This is a genomic window from Nocardiopsis endophytica (assembly GCF_027706725.1).
Taxonomy (GTDB): domain Bacteria; phylum Actinomycetota; class Actinomycetes; order Streptosporangiales; family Streptosporangiaceae; genus Nocardiopsis_A; species Nocardiopsis_A endophytica.
This window is the reverse complement of sequence record NZ_JAQFWQ010000090.1, coordinates 1-20,690: the sequence shown is the minus strand read 5'-3', so window position 1 is coordinate 20,690 and position 20,690 is coordinate 1. Positions and strand designations below refer to the sequence as shown.

The 20,690-nt window shown below is 73.8% G+C and carries 16 protein-coding genes; 10 read left to right on the top strand and 6 right to left on the bottom strand.

The annotated features are described in order from the left end of the window. Positions 1 to 297: 297 nt before the first annotated feature. The 4 genes from O4J56_RS24250 (at position 298) to O4J56_RS24235 (ending at position 5,951) form a co-directional block, all read left to right on the top strand. The gene (locus tag O4J56_RS24250; RefSeq protein ID WP_270688932.1) at positions 298 to 1,026 is read left to right on the top strand and encodes a response regulator transcription factor; all 729 of its coding nucleotides are present in this window, start codon (positions 298 to 300) and stop codon (positions 1,024 to 1,026) included. Beyond that, on the top strand, positions 1,027 to 2,463 hold the full coding sequence (locus O4J56_RS24245; protein ID WP_270688931.1) for a sensor histidine kinase: 1,437 nt from the start codon (positions 1,027 to 1,029) through the stop codon (positions 2,461 to 2,463). It abuts the gene before it with no gap. Between the two features lie 173 nt (positions 2,464 to 2,636). Next, positions 2,637 to 4,583 (top strand): acyl-CoA dehydrogenase family protein, encoded by a 1,947-nt coding sequence (locus O4J56_RS24240; RefSeq protein WP_270688930.1) that lies wholly within the window; start codon positions 2,637 to 2,639, stop codon positions 4,581 to 4,583. 153 nt (positions 4,584 to 4,736) lie between these two features. After that, the gene (locus tag O4J56_RS24235; protein ID WP_270688929.1) at positions 4,737 to 5,951 is read left to right on the top strand and encodes a winged helix-turn-helix domain-containing protein; all 1,215 of its coding nucleotides are present in this window, start codon (positions 4,737 to 4,739) and stop codon (positions 5,949 to 5,951) included. Here the strand turns inward: O4J56_RS24235 and O4J56_RS24230 are convergent. Together O4J56_RS24230 and O4J56_RS24225 are read right to left on the bottom strand one after the other, a co-directional pair. Further along, the gene (locus O4J56_RS24230) at positions 5,935 to 7,077 is read right to left on the bottom strand and encodes an acetyl-CoA C-acetyltransferase (protein WP_270688927.1); all 1,143 of its coding nucleotides are present in this window, start codon (positions 7,075 to 7,077) and stop codon (positions 5,935 to 5,937) included. The genes O4J56_RS24235 and O4J56_RS24230 overlap by 17 nt on opposite strands. A 200-nt stretch (positions 7,078 to 7,277) precedes the next feature. Continuing rightward, positions 7,278 to 9,332: an MDR family MFS transporter gene (locus O4J56_RS24225; protein WP_270688926.1), complete on the bottom strand. Its 2,055-nt coding sequence runs from the start codon at positions 9,330 to 9,332 to the stop codon at positions 7,278 to 7,280. A gap of 182 nt (positions 9,333 to 9,514) precedes the next feature. On the opposite strand from O4J56_RS24225, the gene O4J56_RS24220 reads away from it, so the two are divergent. Next, complete coding sequence (locus O4J56_RS24220) at positions 9,515 to 10,657, top strand: acyl-CoA dehydrogenase family protein (protein ID WP_270688925.1); 1,143 nt, start codon at positions 9,515 to 9,517, stop codon at positions 10,655 to 10,657. Between the two features lie 42 nt (positions 10,658 to 10,699). Continuing rightward, positions 10,700 to 10,867, top strand: coding sequence for a hypothetical protein (locus O4J56_RS24215; protein ID WP_017622757.1), 168 nt, complete (start codon positions 10,700 to 10,702; stop codon positions 10,865 to 10,867). A gap of 82 nt (positions 10,868 to 10,949) precedes the next feature. Here the strand turns inward: O4J56_RS24215 and O4J56_RS24210 are convergent, their stop codons facing one another. From O4J56_RS24210 to pdxH, 3 genes are all read right to left on the bottom strand, one after another. Next, positions 10,950 to 13,214, bottom strand: a complete 2,265-nt coding sequence (locus tag O4J56_RS24210) for an ATP-binding SpoIIE family protein phosphatase (RefSeq protein ID WP_270688924.1) — start codon at positions 13,212 to 13,214, stop codon at positions 10,950 to 10,952. A 160-nt stretch (positions 13,215 to 13,374) separates the two neighbouring features. Then, positions 13,375 to 14,082, bottom strand: a complete 708-nt coding sequence (locus tag O4J56_RS24205) for a metal-dependent transcriptional regulator (protein ID WP_270688923.1) — start codon at positions 14,080 to 14,082, stop codon at positions 13,375 to 13,377. Between the two features lie 178 nt (positions 14,083 to 14,260). After that, positions 14,261 to 14,923, bottom strand: coding sequence for a pyridoxamine 5'-phosphate oxidase (gene pdxH / locus O4J56_RS24200; RefSeq protein ID WP_270688921.1), 663 nt, complete (start codon positions 14,921 to 14,923; stop codon positions 14,261 to 14,263). A gap of 48 nt (positions 14,924 to 14,971) precedes the next feature. Between pdxH and O4J56_RS24195 the strand changes: the two genes are divergently transcribed. From O4J56_RS24195 to O4J56_RS24185, 3 genes are all read left to right on the top strand, one after another. Continuing rightward, positions 14,972 to 16,087 (top strand): citrate synthase 2, encoded by a 1,116-nt coding sequence (locus tag O4J56_RS24195; RefSeq protein WP_270688919.1) that lies wholly within the window; start codon positions 14,972 to 14,974, stop codon positions 16,085 to 16,087. A gap of 165 nt (positions 16,088 to 16,252) precedes the next feature. After that, positions 16,253 to 17,383, top strand: a complete 1,131-nt coding sequence (serC, locus tag O4J56_RS24190; protein WP_270688941.1) for a phosphoserine transaminase — start codon at positions 16,253 to 16,255, stop codon at positions 17,381 to 17,383. A 94-nt stretch (positions 17,384 to 17,477) separates the two neighbouring features. Then, the gene (locus O4J56_RS24185) at positions 17,478 to 18,473 is read left to right on the top strand and encodes a glycerophosphodiester phosphodiesterase family protein (protein ID WP_270688918.1); all 996 of its coding nucleotides are present in this window, start codon (positions 17,478 to 17,480) and stop codon (positions 18,471 to 18,473) included. A 20-nt stretch (positions 18,474 to 18,493) separates the two neighbouring features. On the opposite strand, the gene O4J56_RS24180 is transcribed toward O4J56_RS24185, so the two are convergent. Further along, positions 18,494 to 19,144, bottom strand: coding sequence for a TetR/AcrR family transcriptional regulator (locus O4J56_RS24180; protein ID WP_270688917.1), 651 nt, complete (start codon positions 19,142 to 19,144; stop codon positions 18,494 to 18,496). A gap of 88 nt (positions 19,145 to 19,232) precedes the next feature. Between O4J56_RS24180 and O4J56_RS24175 the strand changes: the two genes are divergently transcribed. Next, the gene (locus O4J56_RS24175; protein ID WP_270688915.1) at positions 19,233 to 20,225 is read left to right on the top strand and encodes an NAD(P)-dependent alcohol dehydrogenase; all 993 of its coding nucleotides are present in this window, start codon (positions 19,233 to 19,235) and stop codon (positions 20,223 to 20,225) included. Positions 20,226 to 20,690 lie beyond the last annotated feature (465 nt).

Here is a 20,690-nt window from a genome sequence, read left to right as displayed (position 1 = left end):
GTCGGGGAGGACAAGGCGTCCCCGCGCTGCCATAGTTCGGGCAGTGGGCGGGTCCGGTGCGGCCGTCCTCCGCACCGGCCCCGCCCGCCCGTTCGGTCCGTGCGCCGCGGGGGCGCACGCCCTCCGCCTGTACGACGCACGGACGCGCCCACCGGTTCACCTCCGTCCCGCCGGGCCCTCCATCGGCGCCGCGGGCCGCCCTCCCCCTCCTCGCGCCCGGCACCGGGGACGCCCCGCACCTGCGGCATCATGGAGAGCCGGACCCGAACCCGTGCGGCCCCACCGAGGTAGCGAGCCATGACCGACGACGCCCCCGCCCACCGCATCCTCGTCATCGACGACGAGCCGAACATCCGGGACCTCGTCCGGGCGGCGCTGCAGTTCCACGGTTTCGACGTCGAGGCCGCCGAGGACGGCGAGACCGGGCTCGCCGCGGCCCGCCGCACCCGTCCCGACCTGGTCCTGCTGGACGTGCTGCTCCCGGACATCAGCGGCTTCGAGGTGTGCCGCAAGCTCCGGGAGGACGGCGACGACGTGCCGGTGATCTACCTGACCGCGCGGGACACCCCCGCCGACACGGTGACCGGGCTGACCCTGGGCGGGGACGACTACGTCACCAAGCCGTTCTCGGTGGAGGCGCTGATCGCCCGGATCCGCGCCCTGCTCCGCCGCGCCCGCCGCGACCCGGCCGGGGCCGGTGCCGCCGTCCGCGACCACAGCGGCCAGCTGCGCTACGCCGACCTGGTGCTGGACGACCGCCAGTGGAGCGTGGAGCGCGCCGGGGTCCCCGTGGAGCTGTCCCCCACCGAGTTCCGGCTCCTCGCCTACCTGGTGCACAACGCCGGGCAGGTGGTCACCCGGAGCCAGCTCCTGGAGAACGTGTGGGGCTGGGACTACGCCGGGCAGTCGCAGATCGTCGAGACCTACGTCAGCTACCTGCGCCGCAAGCTGGACCCGCTGGGCCCACCGCTGATCCGCACCCGCCGGGGCGTGGGGTACGTGCTGCAGTCCCCGGACGGCGCCTAGATGGCTCCGGGGCGGCTGCGCTTCCGGCTGCTGGTCGGGCTGGTCGCGGTCACCGCCGCCGGGCTCCTGGTGACGCTCGTGGTCGGGTTCATCACGCTGCGCGGCTACATCACCGACCGCATCGACGACCAGGTGGTGCTGGCCGCCGAGCGGGCCATGGTGCGGCTGGACAACGACACCCCGCCGGTGGGCGTGGAGGCCCCCAGCCCCTCCCCCTACCTGGTGGTGCTGGTGGACCGCTCCTCCGGCCGGGTGAACCAGGTCTACGGCGACCTGGAGCGCGACGACGTGGTGCTGGACCGCCTCGGGGAGGTGCCGCTGGGCGAGCTGCGCCGCCTGGCCCTGTCCCAGGAGGTGTTCGACCTGGACGGCCGGGAGTCGGCCGTGCCCCCGTACCGGGCCACGGTGCGCCAGCGCGGCGAGGCGCTGATGGTCACCGCGGTGCCCACCAACGAGCGCGAGGAGTACTCCTGGAGCCTGGTGCTCACCCAGATGGTCACCGCGGTGCTGCTGCTGGGCGGCCTGCTGCTGGCCGGGCGGTGGCTGATCGGGCGCGGCCTGGACCCGCTGGACCGCATGGCCACCACCGCCGACCGCATCTCCACCGGCTCGGACCTGTCGGCGCGGATGCCGGTCGCCGAGGGCGGCAGCGAGGTGGGGCGGCTGGCGTCGGCGATCAACACCATGCTGGGGCGGCTGGAGCGGGCCTTCGCCGCCCAGCGCGCCTCGGAGGAGCGGGTGCGGGCGTTCGCCGCCGACGCCTCGCACGAGCTGCGCACCCCGCTGACCACCATCCGCGGCTACGCCGAGCTGTGCCGCCAGGGCGCCATCCCCGAGGAGGAGCTGTCCGGGGCGATGCGCCGCATCGAGGACGAGGCCGAGCGGATGGGCACCCTGGTGGCCGAGCTGCTGGAGCTGGCCCGGCTGGACCGCACCGGCGCGCTGCACCTGGTCTCCTGCGACCTGGTGCGGGTGGTCGGCGACATGGTCGAGGACCACCGGGTGGTGCACCCGCGGCGCCCGGTGGAGCTGCACGCCCCGCGGGAACTGGAGTGCCGGGTGGACGAGGCCCGGTTCCGGCAGGTCGTGGCCAACCTGCTGGCGAACGCGGCCGAGCACACCCCCGAGGGCACGCCGGTGGAGGTGCGCCTGAGCGCGACCGGTCCGTACGCGGCGCTGCGGGTGCGCGACTCCGGGCCGGGGATGGGCCCCGAGGACCTGGACCGCGCCTTCGACCGGTTCCACCGCGGCACCCGCTCCCCGGGCGGCGGCAGCGGGCTGGGGCTGTCCATCGTCGCGGCCATCGCGGCCGCGCACGGCGGCGACGCGGGCATCACCTCGGCCCCGGACGCGGGCACGGAGGTGACCGTGCGGTTCCCGTTCGCGCCGGAGGAGGCGGACGACAGCGCCGACGGAGCCGCCCCCGACCCGCGTTGATCTCGAGGAAAGCGCCCCTACCAGCGCCTTTTCAGCGTCGTTCCCCCCGGGATCAACGAGGGGGCGCGGCGCCGGGCGCGCTGGGCCCCGGGGCGAGGCGTGGTCACACCTACCCGCGGGTACGGGTGTGATGGAGGCCATACTCTCCATCCACCGGTGAGGTGATCCCCGAGATGACCACGGTCAACGGCCGTCCTGAGGCGGCCGGCGCGGACGAACGGCAGGCGCGGGCGGTCGCCGAGGCCGCACGGGAGACCGAGTGGCGCCTGCCCAGCTTCGGCAAGGAGCTGTACCTGGGCCGGTTCCGGCTCGACCTGATCCACCCCTACCCCCGGCCGGACGAGGAGGCCGAGGAGGAGGGGGCGCGGTTCCTCGCGCGGCTCGGCGACTTCTGCGCCACCATCGACGCCCAGCGCATCGAGCGCGAGGAGCGCATCCCCGACGAGGTGGTGCGCGGCCTGAAGGAGCTGGGCGCGCTCGGCATGAAGATCCCCCGCGCCTACGGCGGGCTCGGCCTGGGCCAGGTCCACTACAACCGCGCGCTCACCCTGGTCGGGTCGGTCAGTCCGGCGCTCGGCGCGCTCCTGTCGGCCCACCAGTCCATCGGGGTGCCCCAGCCGGTGGCGATGTTCGGCACCGAGGAGCAGAAGCAGGCCTTCCTGCCGCGCTGCGCCGCCTCCGACATCAGCGCCTTCCTGCTCACCGAGCCCGACGTGGGCAGCGACCCGGCGCGGCTGCAGGCCACCGCCGTGCCCACCGAGGACGGGGAGGCCTACCTGCTCGACGGGGTGAAGCTGTGGACCACCAACGGCGTCGTCGCCGACCTGCTGGTGGTGATGGCCCGGGTGCCCGAGGGCGACGGGCACCGCGGCGGGATCAGCGCGTTCATCGTCGAGGGCGACTCCCCGGGGATCACGGTCGAGCGGCGCAACCGCTTCATGGGGCTGCGCGGCATCGAGAACGGCGTCACCCGGTTCCACCGGGTGCGCGTGCCCGCGCGCAACCTCGTGGGCAAGGAGGGCCAGGGCCTCAAGATCGCCCTGTCCACCCTGAACACCGGCCGCCTGTCGCTGCCGGCGATGTGCGTGGGCGCCGGGAAGTGGTCCACCCGCATCGCCCGCGAGTGGGCGCGCGAGCGGGTGCAGTGGGGCCGCCCGGTGGGCCGTCACGAGGAGGTCGCCAAGAAGATCGCGTTCATCGCCGCCACCACCTACGCGATGGAGGCGATGCTGGAGATGTCCGGCCAGATGGCCGACGACAAGCGCAAGGACATCCGCATCGAGGCGGCGATCGCCAAGCTGTGGGCGTCCGAGCGGGCCTGGGAGATCGCCGACGAGCTGGTGCAGGTGCGCGGCGGGCGCGGGTACGAGACGGCCGACTCGCTGGCGGCGCGCGGCGAGCGCGGCGTGCCCGCCGAACAGCTGCTGCGGGACCTGCGCATCAACCGCATCTTCGAGGGCTCCACCGAGATCATGCACCTGCTGATCGCCCGTGAGGCCGTGGACGCGCACCTGTCGGTGGCCGGGGACCTGGTGGACCCGTCCGCCGACCCGCAGGCCAAGGCCCGCGCCTTCGCCAAGGCGAGCGGGTTCTACGCCTCGTGGCTGCCGACGCTGGTCGTGGGCCAGGGCCAGCGCCCGGGGTCCTACGCCGACTTCGGCCCGCTGGCGGGACACCTGCGCTTCGTGGAGCGGGCGTCCCGGCGGATGGCGCGCTCGACCTTCTACGGCATGTCCCGGTGGCAGGGCGGCATGGAGACCCGGCAGGCGTTCCTGGCCCGGATCGTGGACATCGGCGCCGAGCTGTTCGCGATGAGCGCGGCGGTGGTGCGCGCCCGCCACGAGCACGACACCGCCCCGGAGGACGGCGGCCGGGGCACGGCCGGGATGGAGCTGGCCGACGCCTTCTGCCGCCAGTCCCGGCTTCGGGTGGAGCGGCACTTCGCCGAGCTGTGGGACAACTCCGACGGCACCGACGGCAAGCTGGCGCGGCGGGTGATGGACGACCGCTACACCTGGCTGGAGGAGGGGGTCCTGGACCCGTCGGTGCCCGGCCCGGCGATCGCCCCGGCCGCCCCCGGCCCGTCCAAGGCCGAGGACCGGCACCGCAGGATGGGCTGACCCCCAGGCGCGGGCACCGATGATCTCGGGGAAGTCGGGGTTAAACCGGACACCTTAAGCCCGACTTCCCCGAGATCAACAAGGAAGGGGCGCCGCACCGGACCGCCCCGCTCGGGTGGCGCGGCGCCGCCCGCCGCCAGTACGTTAGTACTCATGTACGACACGCCCCCCGCTCCCCACCCGCGGCGCGACTCCGTCCTGTCCAAGGCGCAGGCCCGGCGCATCGCGCTCGCCGCCCAGGGATTCACCGACCGGCGCCCCTCCAGGGCGGCCACCATGCGGCACGTGCAGCGGGTCGTGGACCGGGTGGGCGTCGTGCAGATCGACAGCGTGAACGTGCTCTCCCGCAGCCACTACCTGCCCTTCTTCTCCCGGTTGGGCCCCTACGACCGGGACCTGCCCGACCGGGCCGCCACCCGGCGCGGGGGCCGCCGCCTGGTGGAGTACTGGGCGCACGAGGCCAGCCTGGTCCCGCCGGAGACGCAGCGCCTGCTGCGCTGGCGGATGGCGCGCGCCCGGGACGAGGCCTGGGGCTCCATGCGGGAGGTCGCCGTGGACCACGGCGACCTCGTCAAGGCGGTCCGCGAGGAGGTCGAGCGGCACGGCCCGGCCACCTCGCGGGAGATCGAGGCGGCCCTGGAGCACGACGCGCCGCGTCCCAAGGACCACTGGGGCTGGAACTGGTCCCTGGTCAAGCGCGCCCTGGAGTACCTGTTCTGGTGCGGCGAGATCACCGCCGACGGGCGCACGCCCCAGTTCGAGCGCCGCTACAACCTGGTGTCGCGGGTCCTGCCGCCCGAGGTGCACGCGGCGCCCGACCCCGACCCCGACGACGCCCGCCGCGAGCTGGTGCGCATCGCCGCGCGCGCCCACGGCGTGGCCACCGAGCCCTGCCTGCGCGACTACTTCCGGCTGAAGTCCGGCCCGGGCCGCGCCGCCGTGGCCGACCTGGTCGACTCCGGCGAGCTGGTCCCCGTGCGGGTCGAGGGCTGGGACTCCCCCGCCTACCTGCACCGCGACGCCCGGGTGCCGCGGCGGGTCGACGCCCGCGCGCTGCTCAGCCCGTTCGACTCACTGGTGTGGGAGCGCAATCGCACCGAGGCGCTGTTCGACTTCCGGTACCGGCTGGAGATCTACGTGCCCGCCCCCAAGCGGGTGCACGGCTACTACGTGCTGCCGTTCCTGCTGGGCGACCGCCTGGTGGCCCGGGTGGACCTGAAGGCCGACCGCGCCTCCGGGCGGCTGCTGGCGCGCCGCACCACGCTGGAGCCCGACGCCCCCGCGGAGACGACGCCGGCCCTCCAGGCCGAGCTGGAGTCGATGGCCTCCTGGCTCGGCCTGGAGGACGGGGTCACACACGCTCGATGATCGTCACGTTGGCCTGGCCGCCGCCCTCGCACATGGTCTGCAGGCCGTAGCGCCCGCCGCTGCGGCGCAGCTCGTGCACGAGCTTGGTCATCAGCACCGCGCCGGTGGCGCCCAGCGGGTGGCCCAGGGCGATCGCGCCTCCGTTGGGGTTGACCTTGGCCATGTCGGCGCCCAGCTCGTGGGCCCAGGCCAGCGGCACCGGCGCGAAGGCCTCGTTGATCTCGGTGACGTCGATGTCGCCCATGGACAGGCCCGCCTTCTCCAGCGCGATGCGGGTGGCCGGGATGGGCGCGGTGAGCATGTACACCGGGTCGTCGCCGAGCAGGGACAGCTGCACGATGCGCGCCAGCGGGGTCAGCCCGTGCCGCTCCACCGCGCGCTCGGAGGCGATCAGCACCGCCCCGGCGCCGACGGAGATCTGGCTGGCCACCGCGGCGGTCAGCTCCCAGCCCTCGCGCAGCGGGGCCAGGCCGGCCATCTTCTCCAGGCTGGTGTCGGGGCGCACGCCCTCGTCGCGCCCGACCCCGGCCAGCGGCGCGGTCTCGGCGTCGAAGCGCCCGTCCTCCAGCGCGGCCGCCGCCCTCTGGTGGCTCTGCAGCGCGAACTCCTCCAGCTCGGCGCGCTTGAACCCCCACTTCTCGCACATCAGCTGGGCGCCGCGGAACTGGGAGATCTCCTGCGTGCCGTAGCGCCCGGTCCACCCGTCGCCGAACAGCGGCAGCCCCTCGTCGAGGGCGAACTTGACGCTGGAGCCCATGGGCACCATGCCCATGTTCTCCACGCCGGAGGCGACCACCAGGTCCTGCGTGCCCGACATGACCCCCTGGGCGGCGAAGTGGATCGCCTGCTGGGAGGAGCCGCACTGGCGGTCGATGGTCACGCCGGCGACGGTCTCGGGCAGCCCGGCCGACAGCCAGGCGGTGCGGGCCAGGTCGAGCGACTGCGGGCCGACCTGGCTCACGCAGCCCATGATCACGTCCTCGACGGCGGCCGGGTCGGCGCCGGTGCGCGTCATGAGCTCCTTGAGCACGTGGGCGCCCAGGTCGGCCGGGTGGACCCCGGCGAGCGCGCCCTTCTTGGTGCCGACGGGGGTGCGGACGGCCCCGACGATGTATGCCTCGGCCATGCGGTCCTCCAGGGGGTGGCGCGGGACGTTGCGACGGTTCTTCTGACCGAACCATATTCGGTTTCGCCCGCGGCGCCCAGCACCGGGTACCGCCTTGGCGCCCGCCCCCGCGTTGATCTCGGGAAAAGCGCCCCTATAACCGCGCCCGTAGCGTCGTTTCCCCCGAGATCACCGAGAAGCAGGGGACACGCGGGTGCGGGTCACAGCGGCCTGCGGCCGGGCTCCTCCTCCACCAGGCCGGCGTCCTCCTCGTCGCCGAGCGTGCTGCGGGCCAGCCGGTGCAGCTCGGCGGCCAGCTCCGGGTCGGCGTCGGGACCGAACCCGCGCACCAGGTCGCGCAGCGCCTCCTCCTGGGCGTCGAACAGGCGGCGGGCGGCGTCGCGGCCCTGCGCGGTGAGCCGCCAGGCCTCCCCCTCCCCCGCCGGCTCCATCAGCCCGGCCGACTCCAGCTCGCCGCGGATCCCCGTCGCCGGGGACACCTCGCCCCGGGACAGCCCCTCGAGCTCGCCGGGGGCCAGCGGACCGGTCTCGGCCAGGTGGGTGATCACCCAGCAGGCCCCGGGCGAAAGGTCGAGGTGTGCCGAGTCGGCCAGCCTGGCGTACATCTCCCGCGCGCCGCGCAGCCCGCACGCGCGGTAGACCGCCCGTTCCGCGGCGCCCAGCACGCCCCGGTCGGGCCCCTCGGCGCGCACCGGCGCCACGGCCTCGCCCAGGTCGGGCGGCTCGATGGTGGTGCGCAGCGGCACCTGTCGCAGGAACAGCGACAGCACGAAGGCCGCCAGGGCCACCGGCACCGCGTACAGGAACACCGTGTCCACCGAGTCCGAGTAGGCCGCCAGCACCGCCGTGCGGACCGCCTCGGGCGCCTGCGCGAGCGCGTCCGGGCTGGACTCCAGCCCCGAGGCGTCGAAGCCGGGCGGGACCGGCACTCCGCGCAGCCGGTCGGCGATGTTGCCGCTGAGCTGGGCGGCGAACACCGCCCCGAAGGCCGAGGCGCCGAAGGAGCCGCCGATGGACCGGAAGAAGGTCGCCGCCGAGGTGGCCGCGCCCAGGTCGCGCTGGGCGGCCGCGTTCTGCACCGCCAGCACCACCACCTGCATGGTCAGCCCCAGGCCGCAGCCCATCAGGAACAGGTACAGGCTCATCACCGGGTAGGCGGTCTCCGGGCGGAGCGTGGACAGCAGGTACAGCGCCACCGCCACCAGGGCCGTTCCGGCCACCGGGTAGATCTTGTAGTGGCCGGTGCGGGTGACCAGCTGCCCGCTGCCGATCGAGCAGATGAGCATGCCCGCCACCATCGGCAGCAGGTGCAGGCCCGACTCGGTGGGCGTGTAGCCGTGCACGATCTGCAGGAACAGCGGCAGGTAGGTCATCGCGCCCATCATCGCGAAGCCGACCGCGAAGCTCACCAGGCCGCCGATGACCACCACCGGGCTGGAGAACAGCCCCAGCGGGAGCACCGGGTCGGCGGCGCGGCGGGCGCTGAGCCACCAGCCGGTGCCGCACACCGCCGCGGCCAGGAGCAGCAGCAGGATCTGCGGGGAGGTCCAGTCGTACTCGTTGCCGCCCCAGGAGGTGACCAGTACCAGGCACACGGCGGTCAGGGCGATGAGCACGATGCCCGCGTAGTCGATCCGGACCGTGGGCCGCCCGCCGCCCCGGGGCAGCGCCGCCACCAGCGCGACCAGCGCCACCGCCGCCAGCGGCAGGTTCACGTAGAACACCCACCGCCAGGACAGGTTGTCCACGATGAACCCGCCGATGAGCGGCCCGGCGACGCTGGCCACCCCGAACACCGCGCCGAACAGGCCCATGTACCGGCCGCGGCGGCGCGGCGGGACCACGTCGCCGATGACCGACTGGGCCAGCACCATCAGGCCGCCCCCGCCGATGCCCTGCACCGCGCGGAACAGCACCAGCGCCACGAAGCTCTGCGCGGTGCCGCACAGCGCCGACCCCAGGAGGAAGACGCCCAGGCAGGTGACCAGCACCCATTTGCGGCCGAGCAGGTCGCCGAGCTTGCCCCACAGCGGGGTGCTGGCGGTGACCGCCAGCAGGTAGGCGGTGACCATCCAGGAGATGTGGCTCAGCCCGCCCAGGTCGGAGGCGATCCGCGGCAGGGCGGTGGCGACGATGGTCTGGTCCAGGGCGGCGAGCATCACCGCCAGCAGCAGGGCGGTCAGGATCACCGCGAGCCGGGGCGCGCCCTCGCCCTGGCGCCCGCGGGTGCGCGACGGTGCCTCGTGCCTGCCCATGCCCCGAGGGTGGCCCGCCCTCCGGCGGCCCCGCACGCCGCCGCTCCGGCGCCGGTGCGGACTTTGCGGACTTTACGGTGCCTTGGAGGCCGGGGGCGCGCTGTAAAACCGAACGCGATTCGGTTACCGTGGTCCCATCATCTGGGCCGTCCGAGCCCCGCCCCCCGAGGAGGAGCACGCGCATGCAGAGGGAGATCTTCGAGGAGGAGCACGACCTCTTCCGCGAATCGGTCGCCGCGTTCCTGGCCCGCGAGGTCGTCCCGCACCACGGCCAGTGGGAGCGCGACGGCATCGTGCCCCGCGAGGTGTGGACCGCCGCCGGGAAGGTGGGCCTGCTCGGGCTGGGCGTGCCCGAGGAGTACGGCGGCAGCGGGGTGAAGGACTACCGGTTCAATGCGGTCGTCTCCGAGGAGATCTGCCGCGTCGGCGCCAGCGGGCTGGGCTTCACCCTGCAGAACGACGTGATGGCGCCCTACATGGTGGAGCTGTCCACCGAGGAGCAGAAGCGCCGGTGGCTGCCCGGGTTCAGCAGCGGCGAGCTGATCACCGCCATCGCCATGACCGAGCCGGGCGCCGGCAGCGACCTGCAGGGGATCCGCACCACCGCGGTCCGCGACGGCGGCGACTACGTGCTCAACGGCCAGAAGACCTTCATCACCAACGGCATCAACGCCGACCTGGTCGTGGTGGTGGCCCGCACCGACCCCGACGCCGGGGCGCACGGCATCTCGCTGCTGGCGGTCGAGCGGGGCATGCCGGGCTTCGAGCGCGGCCGCAACCTCGACAAGATCGGGCTCAAGGCCCAGGACACCGCCGAGCTGTCCTTCACCGACGTGCGGGTGCCCGCCGCCAACCTGCTCGGCGAGGAGGGTCAGGGCTTCGTCCACCTGATGGAGCGCCTGCCCCAGGAGCGGCTGTCCATCGCGGTGGCCTCCACCGCCGGGGCCGAGCACATGCTCGCCGCCACCATCGCCTACTGCAAGGAGCGCACCGCCTTCGGGCGGCCCATCTCCCGGTTCCAGAACACCCGGTTCCTGCTGGCCGAGCTGGCCACCGAGGTGGACCTGGCCCGCACCTACGTGGACCGGGCGATCACTCTGCTCAACCGGGGCGAGCTGACCGTGGAGGACGCCGCCAAGGCCAAGTGGTGGTGCTCGGAGCTCGCCAACAAGGTGATGGACCGGTGCCTGCAGCTGCACGGCGGGTACGGGTACATGATGGAATACCCCGTGGCGAAGGCGTGGCAGGACGCCCGGATCCAGTCGATCTTCGGCGGCACGACGGAGATCATGAAGGAGATCGTGGGCCGGTCGCTGGGCCTGTGACGCCGCGGGCGGCACACCCCCTGAAGTGAAAGGGTCGGCGGCATGACCGGTGCATGGGACGGCCTGATCGTCCTCGGACTCTTGGTCGTCCTCCTGGTGATCGGGGTGCGCAAGCTGCGCCCCCGGATGCACATCCCCTGGACGACCGGCGGGATCGTGGTCTTCTTCATCTTCCTGGTGCTGCTGCTGTGGGCCTGGTCCTGGCGCTGACCCCGCGTTGATCTCGGGAAAAACGCCCCTACCGGCGCGGTTTTAGGGGCGGAATCCCCGAGATCAACGAGACGGGGGCGGGCTACTCGGCCTTCATCGGGATCTCGAACCAGACGGCCTTCCCGGTGGGCGTGGGCCGGGACCCCCAGCGCGCGGCGAGCTGGTCGACCAGGTAGAGCCCGCGCCCGCCCTCGTCGTCGGCGCCCGCGCTGCGGATCCGCGGCAGGCGCAGGTCGTTGTCGAAGACCTCCACCCACACCGACTCGGCGCCGCGGCGCAGCCGCAGCCAGAAGGTGCTGTCCGGCTCCTCGGGCTCCTCCTCGGCCAGCTCCTCCAGCAGGTCCGACCAGTCCTCGGAGAAGTCCTCGGACAGGTCCTCGGCCCCGGCGGCGGCGCCGAGGCCCGCGGCGTCGGCCGCCGAGTCCCGCACCCCCTCGGGGGTGAACTCGCGGCGCACCGGGTGCGGGGTGGCGTGGATGACGACGTTGGTGACGATCTCGGAGACCAGCAGGCACGCCAGCTCGGCCTGGCCCGGGTCCATCCCCCACTCGGCGAAGGTGGAGGCGGCCAGGTGCCGCGCGTCGGCCACGGTGGCCGCCTCGGCCGGGTAGCGCTCCTCGCGCAGCGCCAGCTCGTCGGGGTGGGTGCGCACCACCAGCAGCGCGGTGTCGTCGTCGGTCTCCCCGGGCACCGAGGACAGGGCGGTGTCGGCGATCCGCTCCACGTCCCGGTCGGCGACCCGGTCCACCCGTTCGCGCAGCCGCTCCAGGGCGCGCCGGGGGTCGGCCTCGCCGCCGACGGGGCGGCGGTCCACCAGCCCGTCGGTGTAGAGCAGCAGCGCCGCCCCGGGCGGCAGGGTCAGGTCGGCCTGGTGGTAGACGGCCTCGTCGTAGGGCACGCCCCGGGCCTTGCCGCCCAGCAGCGAGTCGGTGACCTCCAGGGCCAGCTCGCACACCTGGCCGTCGGCGATGAGCAGCGGCGGCTGGTGGCCGGCGTTGGCGTAGGACAGCTGTCGGGACCAGGCGTCGTAGACCATGTACAGGCAGCTCACGCTGGGCACCCAGGTGCCGCCGGTGCCGTCCGGGCGGCCCAGCCGCCGCACCCACTCGTCCAGCTCGCGCAGGATGTCGGCGGGCTCGCGGTCGGCCTGGGCGAAGGCGCGCAGCGCCGCCCGCAGTTGGCCCATCACCGCGGCGGCGTGCGGGCCGCGGCCCTCCACGTCGCCCACGACGATGCCCACGCGCCCCGCCGACAGCGGGACGACGTCGTAGAAGTCGCCGCCGACCTGGGTCTGGATGCCGTGCCCGTGCGCCTCCAGCGGCTTGGCGGGCACGTACCGGTGGGCGATGGACAGCCCGTCGAAGGGCGGAAAGGACGTCGGCAGCAGGCTGTTCTGGAAGGCCAGCGCGGTGCTGCGCTCCTCCTCGAAGAGGCGGGCGTTGTCGATGGCCAGCGCCACCCGGGAGGCGACCGCGCCGGCCAGGTCGCAGTCGAAGCCGTCGTAGGCGGTCTTGTCCCGGGGGGTGAGCCGGGACAGCGCCAGGGTGAGCACGCCCAGCAGCTCGCCGCGGGCGCGCAGCGGCGCGGCCACCGCGGAGGCCAGCCCGACCTGGTCGGCGACGCGGGCGGAGCGCTCGTCCACCATGCCGGGCGGGTGGCGCAGGTCGCCGGAGGACACGGTCTCCAGGCGGCGCATGGCGCGGGCGGCGAAGTGCCGCTCGGGGTAGCGCACCTCCTGGCCGACGTCGGGCCAGGTGCCGGGGGGCGGCGACCACCCCTCGGCGTGCACCGACACCCGGCGCACCAGCCGGTCGTGGTCGAAGAGGTCGATGAAGCAGTGGTCGGCGAACTGGGGGACGAGGGTCTCGGCGACGGCCTTCAGCGCGCCGTCGAACTGCAGCGACCCGGCCAGCCGGGAGCCGATCCGCTCCAGCAGCCCGTACTGCTCCTCGACCCGGCCGCTGCGCATCGCCTCGTAGGCGAAGATGGCCATGCCCTCGACGGTGCCGTCCTCATCGCACATCGGGACCGCCTGGACGCGCACGTGCATCCAGGCGGCGTCGGCGCGCACCACGGCGAAGGTGCCCTCCCAGGTCTGGCCGCGCAGCACCTGGCGGGCGAGCTGGGAGGCGCGCTCGCGGTCGGACTCGTGCACGCCGATGTCGAGCAGGGAGGCGCCGATCGGGTCGGCACGCCCGGTGAAGCCGAACAGGCGGCGGGCGTAGGCGTTCCAGTAGCGCAGGTGGCTGAAGCGGTCGGCCACGACGACGGCGATCTGCGCCTGCTCGACGACCGTCTCCCCGGTGATCGCGCTGTCGTCGTAAAAGGCTTCCCCCCACCGCTTCATTCAGCCGCCACCTTGCCGTCAAGGATCCGCACCGCGTTGACCCCCGCGTTCTCCGGATCGCCCCCGCTTTCGCCCGAGCATAGCCCCACAGGGCGCAAATCCGCAGAGCAACGCGACATTTCGGGGACATGGGCGCTCCGGCCGCCGCGCCCGGGCACGGTCAGTGCTTGGCGACGAAGACGTGGCCGGCGACCTCCCGTGAGAGCTCCCCCGCCGTACCGTCGCCGGAGTGCGGCAGCACCCGCACGCCGTCCTCGGTGGCGGTCAGGCGGACCTCGCCGCCCGGGCGCACCCCGGCGTCCTTGAGCTCCCGCATGACCGCGGTGTCGGTCTGCAGGTGCTCGCTGATCCGGCGGACCGTGACCGTGGACTCGGTGCCGTTGGCGACCTCGGTCATGGGGGCGATGGAGTCGTCGGAGAACGGCTCGGGCGAGTAGTCGTCCAGGCCCAGCTCGTCCAGGCCGGGGATGGGGTTGCCGTGCGGGCACACGGAGGGGGCGTTGAGCAGGCCGACCAGGCGCTCCTCCACCGCCTCGGAGATGACGTGCTCCCAGCGGCACGCCTCCACGTGCACGTCCTCCCAGGCCAGGCCGATCACGTCGACGAGGAGGCGCTCGGCGAGCCGGTGCTTGCGCATGACGTGCATGGCGAGCCGGCGGCCCTCGGAGGTCATCACCAGGTGCCGGTCGTTCTCCACCCGCAGGAGGCCGTCGCGCTCCATCCGGGCCACCGTCTGGCTCACGGTGGGGCCGCTCTGGTGCAGGCGCTCCGCGATGCGCGCGCGGAGCGGGACGATGCCCTCCTCCTCAAGCTCGAAGATGGTACGCAGGTACATCTCCGTGGTGTCGATGAGCCCGTGTGCGGTCAACGCTCTCCTCCCCTCGTCGGCCGTTGAGAGCCGGCCGCCGCAGGACTCTCAACACCGTTCGGCGGCGACGGATTCCCCACTCCGAGCGGAGTCGAACAGCCTGCCGATGGCCTCCATCATAGCGTCCGGAACGGGGGGCGCTCCGGGCGCGGTGACCCCTGTGCGCGGCGGCTCGCGCTCACGGCGAGAGGCGGTCGAGGGCCCAGTGCCCGCCCGGCCCCTCCCCGGTGCGCAGGTACCGGAAGCGGTCGTGCATGCGGTCCGACCCGCCCTGCCAGAACTCGGCCTCGTGCGGGACGAGCCGGTAGCCGCCCCAGTACTCGGGCCGCGGCACCTCCTCCTCGTCCTCCCAGACCGCCTCCCAGTGGGCATAGCGCTCCTGCAGCTGGGAACGGTCGGTGACAGGAGAGGACTGATGCGCACTCGCCCACGCACCGATCTGGGAGCCCCGGGGACGCGACCGGAAGTAGGCGTCGTTCTCGGCGTCCCCGAGCGGCTCGGCGCGTCCGATGAAGGAGACCTGGCGCCGGATCGCGTGCCAGGGGAAGAGGAGCGCGGCGCGCGGCTCCTGTTCCAGCGCGCGGGCCTTGCGGGAGCGGCGGTTGGTGAAGAAGCGCAGCCCGGAGGCGTCGAACCCCTTCAGGAGCACGGTGCGCGAGCGCGGCGCGCCGCCGGGGTCGACGGTGCTGAGCACCATCGCGTTGGGCTCGGCCAGCCCGGCCTTCGCGGCCTGGGAGAACCACAGGTCGAACAGGTCCATCGGGTCATCGGGCAGCGCGGAGCGTCCCAAAGGTGCACCGGAATAGGGTTCGCGCAGCTCAGCCGGGTCACAATTGCTCACGATCGTGCATCCTCCACGGTTCGCCCGTCGAGCGCAAAGGATGGCGCCATGACCGAGTTCAGACCCGGGCTCGAAGGAGTCACGGCCTTTCGGACGGAGATCGCCGAGCCGGACAAGGACGGCGGCGCCCTCCGCTACCGCGGGGTCGACATCGAACGGCTGGTGGGGAAGGTGACCTACGGCCGCGTGTGGGGACTGCTCGTGGACGACGCCCTGGACCCGGGGCTGCCCCCGGCCGAGGCGCCGCCCGCGCCGGTGCGCACCGGGGACGTGCGGGTGGACGTGCAGGCCGCGCTGGCCGCGTTCGCCCCGCAGATGGGGCTGTCCCCGCTGCTGGACACCGACCCCGGGCAGGCCCGCGAGGACGTGGCGCGGGTGGCGTCCGCCGCGCTGGCGGTGATCGCCCGGTCGGCGCGCGCGGCGGCCGGGGGCGGAGCCGAGGTGCCCGAGGCGCGGGCGGCCGAGGGCGCCACGGCGGTGGAGCGGTTCATGATCGCGCTGCGCGGCGACCCCGACCCGGACCACGTGCGGGCGGTGGACGCCTACTGGACCTCGGCGGCCGAGCACGGCATGAACGCCTCCACCTTCACCGCCCGGGTGATCGCCTCGACCGGGGCGGACGCGGCCGCGGCGATGTCGGGGGCGGTGGGGGCGATGTCCGGCCCCCTGCACGGCGGCGCGCCGGCCCGGGTGCTGCACCTGCTGGACGGGGCCGAGCGGTCCGGGGACGCCCGGGGGTACGTGCGCGGGGTCCTGGACCGCGGGGAGCGTCTGATGGGGTTCGGGCACCGGGTGTACCGGGCCGAGGACCCGCGGGCCCGGGTGCTCCGGCGCACCGCCCGCGAGCTGGGCGCGCCCCGGTACGAGGCGGCGGCCGCGGTGGAGGAGGCGGCCCTGGCCGAGCTGGCCGAGCGCAAGCCGGACCGGGTGCTGGCGACCAACGTGGAGTACTGGGCGGCGGTGGTGCTCGACTTCGCGCGCGTGCCGTCGGAGCTGTTCACGCCGATGTTCACGGCGGCGCGGCTGGCCGGGTGGTCGGCGCACGTGCTGGAGCAGCGGCTCACCGGGCGGCTGGTGCGGCCGAGCGCGGAGTACACCGGTCCGGCCGATCGGCCGCTGGAGGAGGTCGCCGGGGCCCAGGAGGCGCTCGCCCAGGGGGTCTGACACCGATTCCGACATTTCTCCTCCATTCCTCCGGGGGTTCGGAGGGAATCGCGGATTAACACCGATTCACATCCGGTGGTCAGGGCGCGGATTTGTGGCCGATCCCCCGCCGCCGGCCCGCTTAGGGCACCCCTCACCTGCGGCGCAATGGGCGCGGCCACTACCATGGCCCGGGTGAGCGACATTCAGATTCCCGCGAACCTGCTGCCCACAGACGGACGATTCGGGTGCGGCCCGTCCAAGGTGCGCCCCGAGCAACTGACGGCCCTCGCCGATTCCGGATCCGCCTACTTCGGCACCTCTCACCGGCAGAAGCCGGTCAAGTCCCTCGTCGGGCGGGTGCGGAGCGGGCTCGCGTCGCTGTTCTCGCTGCCCGAGGGGTACGAGGTGGTGCTCGGCAACGGCGGCACCACCGCGTTCTGGGACATCGCCGCCCACGGCCTGATCCGCGAGCGCTCCCAGCACCTGGACTTCGGCGAGTTCTCCTCCAAGTTCGCCAAGGTCGCCAAGGGGGCGCCCTGGCTCGGCGAGCCGACGGTGATCTCCACCGACCCCGGCTCCCACGGCGAGCCGCGGGCCGAGGAGGGCGTGGACGCCTACGCGCTCACCCACAACGAGACCTCCACCGGCGTGGCCGCGCCGATCCGGCGTCCGGCCGGCGCCGACGACGACTCCCTGGTACTGGTGGACGCCACCAGCGGCGCCGGGGGCCTGCCGGTCGACATCGCCGAGACGGACGTCTACTACTTCGCGCCGCAGAAGTGCTTCGCCGCCGACGGCGGGCTGTGGGTCGCGGTCATGTCGCCCAAGGCGCTGGAGCGCGCCGCCGCGATCGCCGACTCGGGGCGCTACATCCCGGCGTTCTTCTCGCTCACCACGGCGATCGACAACTCCCGCAAGGACCAGACCTACAACACCCCCGCGGTGGGCACGCTGCTGCTGCTCGCCGAGCAGATCGAGTGGCTGAACGCCCAGGGCGGCCTGGACTGGGCGGTCTCCCGCACCGCGGAGTCCTCCCAGACCCTCTACACCTGGGCGGAGAAGACCTCCTACACCTCGCCGTTCGTCGCCGACCCGGCGCAGCGCTCCCAGGTGGTGGGCACCATCGACTTCGACGACTCGGTGGACGCCGCCAAGGTGGCCGCCGCGCTTCGGGCCAACGGCGTCGTGGACACCGAGCCCTACCGCAAGCTGGGCCGCAACCAGCTGCGCATCGGCATGTTCCCGGCGGTGGAGCCGTCCGACGTGCAGGCGCTGACCTCCTGCATCGAGCACGTCGTCGGCGAGTTGGCCTAGGCCTGTCGGACCCGGTACACATGGGGGTCGGCCCGCCCTGGGTCGGCCCCCTCTTTCTTTTCCGACGAGCCCCAGGCCGGGAGTGGATCGCCCAGTGCGCAGGAACAAGCGGCAGCCCGAGACCGTCATCGTCTCCCACCGCGGCGCGCCGGGCCACCGGCCCGAGCACACCCTGGCCTCCTACCGGCTGGGGGCGCGGCACGGCGGCGACTTCATCGAGACCGACCTGGTGGCCACCGCCGACGGGGTCCTGGTGGCGCGGCACGAGCCGGAGATCGGCGGCACGACCGACGTGGCCGGCCGGCCCGAGTTCGCCGACCGGCGCACCACCCGCACGATCGACGGGGTCGAGCACACCGGCTGGTTCGCCCAGGACTTCACCCTCGCGGAGCTGAAGACGCTGCGCGCCGTCGAGCGCATCCCGGACGTGCGGCCGGACAACGCCTCCTACGACGGGGAGTTCGCGGTCCCCACGCTGGAGGAGATCATCGGGCTCGCCAAGGAGATGACGGCGGAGCTGGGGCGCCCGGTCGGGATCTACCCGGAGACCAAGAGCCCGGCCTACCACGAGGAGCAGGGCCTGGGGCTGGAGGAGCCGCTGGCGGCGGCACTGCGGGAGCACGGCCTGGCCGGGCCCGAGCCGGAGGTCCCCGTGTTCCTGCAGTCCTTTGAGAGCGGCAGCCTGAAGAAGCTGGCCGATCTGGAGGTGCCGCTGGTGTTCCTGCTGGAGGACGCCGAGCCGTGGCACCGCTTCACCACGGAGGAGGGGCTGGCCGAGGCCGCGTCGTTCGCGCACGCCATCGGGCCGGACAAGAACCTGGTGGTGGCCCGCGAGGAGGACGGCTCGCTGGGTGGGCCCACCGGCCTGGTGGAGACCGCGCACGAGGCCGGGCTGCTGGTGCACCCCTACACCTTCCGCAGCGAGAACCGCTTCCTGCCGGCCGACCTGCGCTCGGAGGGCGGGGAGAGCGACTACGGGTCCTTCGCCGCCGAGTACGCGGCATTCTTCTCCGCCGGGGTGGACGGGGTGTTCACCGACTTCTCCCGGCACGCCTTCCTGGCCCGCGAGATCCACGCCGAACAGGGCTGAGCAGGGCCGGGCGGCCCCGCTCAGGAGGCCGCGAGCAGCCGTTCGACGCCGTCGAGGATCAGGTCGAGCCCGAAGGCGAACGCGTCGTCCCCGGGAGGGGTGTCGCGGTGGTGGCGGATGTGGGCGATCAGGTCGGGGTAGGGCTCCAGGGCCGGTGAGCGCAGCAGGGGTTCGGCCGCCTCCCGCATCTCCGCCTCGTCCAGCGGGAACCCGGCCGCCTGCATCGCGTGGCCGATGATGTGGTTCTCGACGGCGTGGTAAGTGCGGTCGAGGAGGCCGGGCGGGAAACCGGCCTCCCGCAGGCTGCGCAGGGCGCCGTCCATGTAGCGCATACGGGCGGGCCCCACGGCCAGGCGCGAGGTCCACAGCGCGGGCAGCCAGGGATGGCGCAGCATGACGGCGTGCGCGCTCAGGGCCCGCCCGCGCGCGTAGGCCCGCCAGGGGGTGCCGTCCTCGGGCGTCACGATCTCCTCTGCGGCGCTCTCGACCATGGCGTCCAGCAGGTCGTCCTTTCCGCCGACGTGGTTGTACAGCGCCATCGCCTCCACGCCGAGCTCCCGCCCGAGGCGGCGCATCGTCAGTGCCTCGGCCCCATCGGTGTCGGCCAGCCCGACGGCGGCCCCGATCACGCGCGTACGGCTGAGCGTGGCGCGGCGCCCGTTCTCGGCCACGAGCGGCCCTTCCCTTCCCCTTGACGGCCGGTCGGGCGAAGCCTAACGTACGGCGTAAATATTTACGGCGTAAATAGCGGGGGCTGCGATGCGAGCGATCGTCCAGGACGGCTACGGCGACCCGGAGCGGGCCCTGCGGCTCGGCGAACACGACCGCCCCGAGGCGCGCGGGGGCGAGGTGCTGGTGCGGGTGGCCGCCTCGTCGGTGAACCCCGCGGACCGGATGGTCTCCGCCGGGCGCCCGTACGTGCTGCGCGCCGTGTTCGGCCTCTCCCGCCCCCGGCGCCGCGTTCCCGGCAAGGACGTCGCCGGAACCGTCGAGCGGGTGGGGCCCGGCGTCACGCGGTTCAGCCCCGGCGACGAGGTGTACGGGGAGCTTCCCGGCGGCGCCTACGCCGAGTACGCGGTCGCCGGTCAGGACCTCCTGGCCCACAAGCCGACGGCCCTGGGGTTCACGGAGGCGGCGGCCGTCCCCTTGGCCGGTGTGACGGCGCTGCAGGGCATCCGGGACGCCGGCGGGGTGCGCCCGGACCGGCCGGGGCTGCGGGTCCTGGTCAACGGCGCATCCGGCGGAGTGGGCACGTTCGCGGTGCAGATCGCCAAGGCCTTCGGAGCGCACGTGACCGCGGTGTGCGGTGCGCACGCCCGCGACCTGGTCCTGTCGATCGGCGCGGACGAGGCCCTGGACCGCACCCGTGAGGATCCCACCGGGGACGGGCGCGCCTACGACGTGGTGTTCGACCTGGCCGGCGACCGCCCGCCCCGGTCCTATCGCCGCGCGCTGTCCCCTGAAGGGGTGTACGTGGCCGCGACCGGCCGCCCGGGCGGCGCCGTGCTGGGGCCGCTGCCCTTCCTCGGCCGGGTCGTGCTGTCGTCGTTGGGGCCCGGTCCGCGGATGCGCGTCTTCGCCACGAAGCAGAGCCCGGACGACCTCGCGGAACTCGCCCAGCTGATCGACGACGGGAAGGTGGCGCCGGTCATCGAGGCCGAGTACCCGCTGGCCCAGACCGCTGAGGCCCTGACCACCCAGGCGAGAGGCCACCGCAGAGGAAAAACGGTCGTGAAGGTGGCCACCCCCTGACCACCGAGCAGCAGTCAGTCGAAGCGCCGACGGGAGCGGCGATGGGGACAGCGGGGCGGTTCCCGGCGCTGCCTGCCGTCCGTCCGGCTGCTCGCGGCCCGGGAGGCTGGTCAGGTACCCCACTCACGGGCCCCAGCCGCCCGTCAGGTCGACAAAGCACCAGGCACGGGCAGCGACGAGGAGAGGCCGGCGGCCCGTGCGGCAGCGCTGTCGGCCGTATGGCGTGCGGGTGGTCACCAGAGAGGGCAGCGACGGCAAGAGCTCGGCGGTTCCCCGGCCCTGCCTGCCGGGCGGCGGGCCCCTCGTGGTCCCGGCGGGCGGCTGAGCAGGTACCCCGCTCACGGGCCCCAGCCGGGCGGCGGGCGACCGGGCGGGCGCGTGTCCACCCGCGCTCGTGGCGGCCGTCGGCCCGGTGCGCCCCTGCCCGGCGATGATCTCGACAAGAGTGCTGTCATTCCGGCGGTT

Excerpts from the sequence above, each read along its gene's own strand:
- O4J56_RS24250 (WP_270688932.1), top strand. The coding sequence starts at position 298 with ATGACCGACGACGCCCCCGCCCACCGCATCCTCGTCATCGACGACGAG.
- O4J56_RS24245 (WP_270688931.1), top strand. The coding sequence starts at position 1,027 with ATGGCTCCGGGGCGGCTGCGCTTCCGGCTGCTGGTCGGGCTGGTCGCG.
- O4J56_RS24240 (WP_270688930.1), top strand. The coding sequence starts at position 2,637 with ATGACCACGGTCAACGGCCGTCCTGAGGCGGCCGGCGCGGACGAACGG.
- O4J56_RS24235 (WP_270688929.1), top strand. The coding sequence starts at position 4,737 with ATGTACGACACGCCCCCCGCTCCCCACCCGCGGCGCGACTCCGTCCTG.
- O4J56_RS24230 (WP_270688927.1), bottom strand. The coding sequence starts at position 7,077 with ATGGCCGAGGCATACATCGTCGGGGCCGTCCGCACCCCCGTCGGCACC.
- O4J56_RS24225 (WP_270688926.1), bottom strand. The coding sequence starts at position 9,332 with ATGGGCAGGCACGAGGCACCGTCGCGCACCCGCGGGCGCCAGGGCGAG.
- O4J56_RS24220 (WP_270688925.1), top strand. The coding sequence starts at position 9,515 with ATGCAGAGGGAGATCTTCGAGGAGGAGCACGACCTCTTCCGCGAATCG.
- O4J56_RS24215 (WP_017622757.1), top strand. The coding sequence starts at position 10,700 with ATGACCGGTGCATGGGACGGCCTGATCGTCCTCGGACTCTTGGTCGTC.
- O4J56_RS24210 (WP_270688924.1), bottom strand. The coding sequence starts at position 13,214 with ATGAAGCGGTGGGGGGAAGCCTTTTACGACGACAGCGCGATCACCGGG.
- O4J56_RS24195 (WP_270688919.1), top strand. The coding sequence starts at position 14,972 with ATGACCGAGTTCAGACCCGGGCTCGAAGGAGTCACGGCCTTTCGGACG.
- serC (WP_270688941.1), top strand. The coding sequence starts at position 16,253 with ATGGCCCGGGTGAGCGACATTCAGATTCCCGCGAACCTGCTGCCCACA.
- O4J56_RS24175 (WP_270688915.1), top strand. The coding sequence starts at position 19,233 with ATGCGAGCGATCGTCCAGGACGGCTACGGCGACCCGGAGCGGGCCCTG.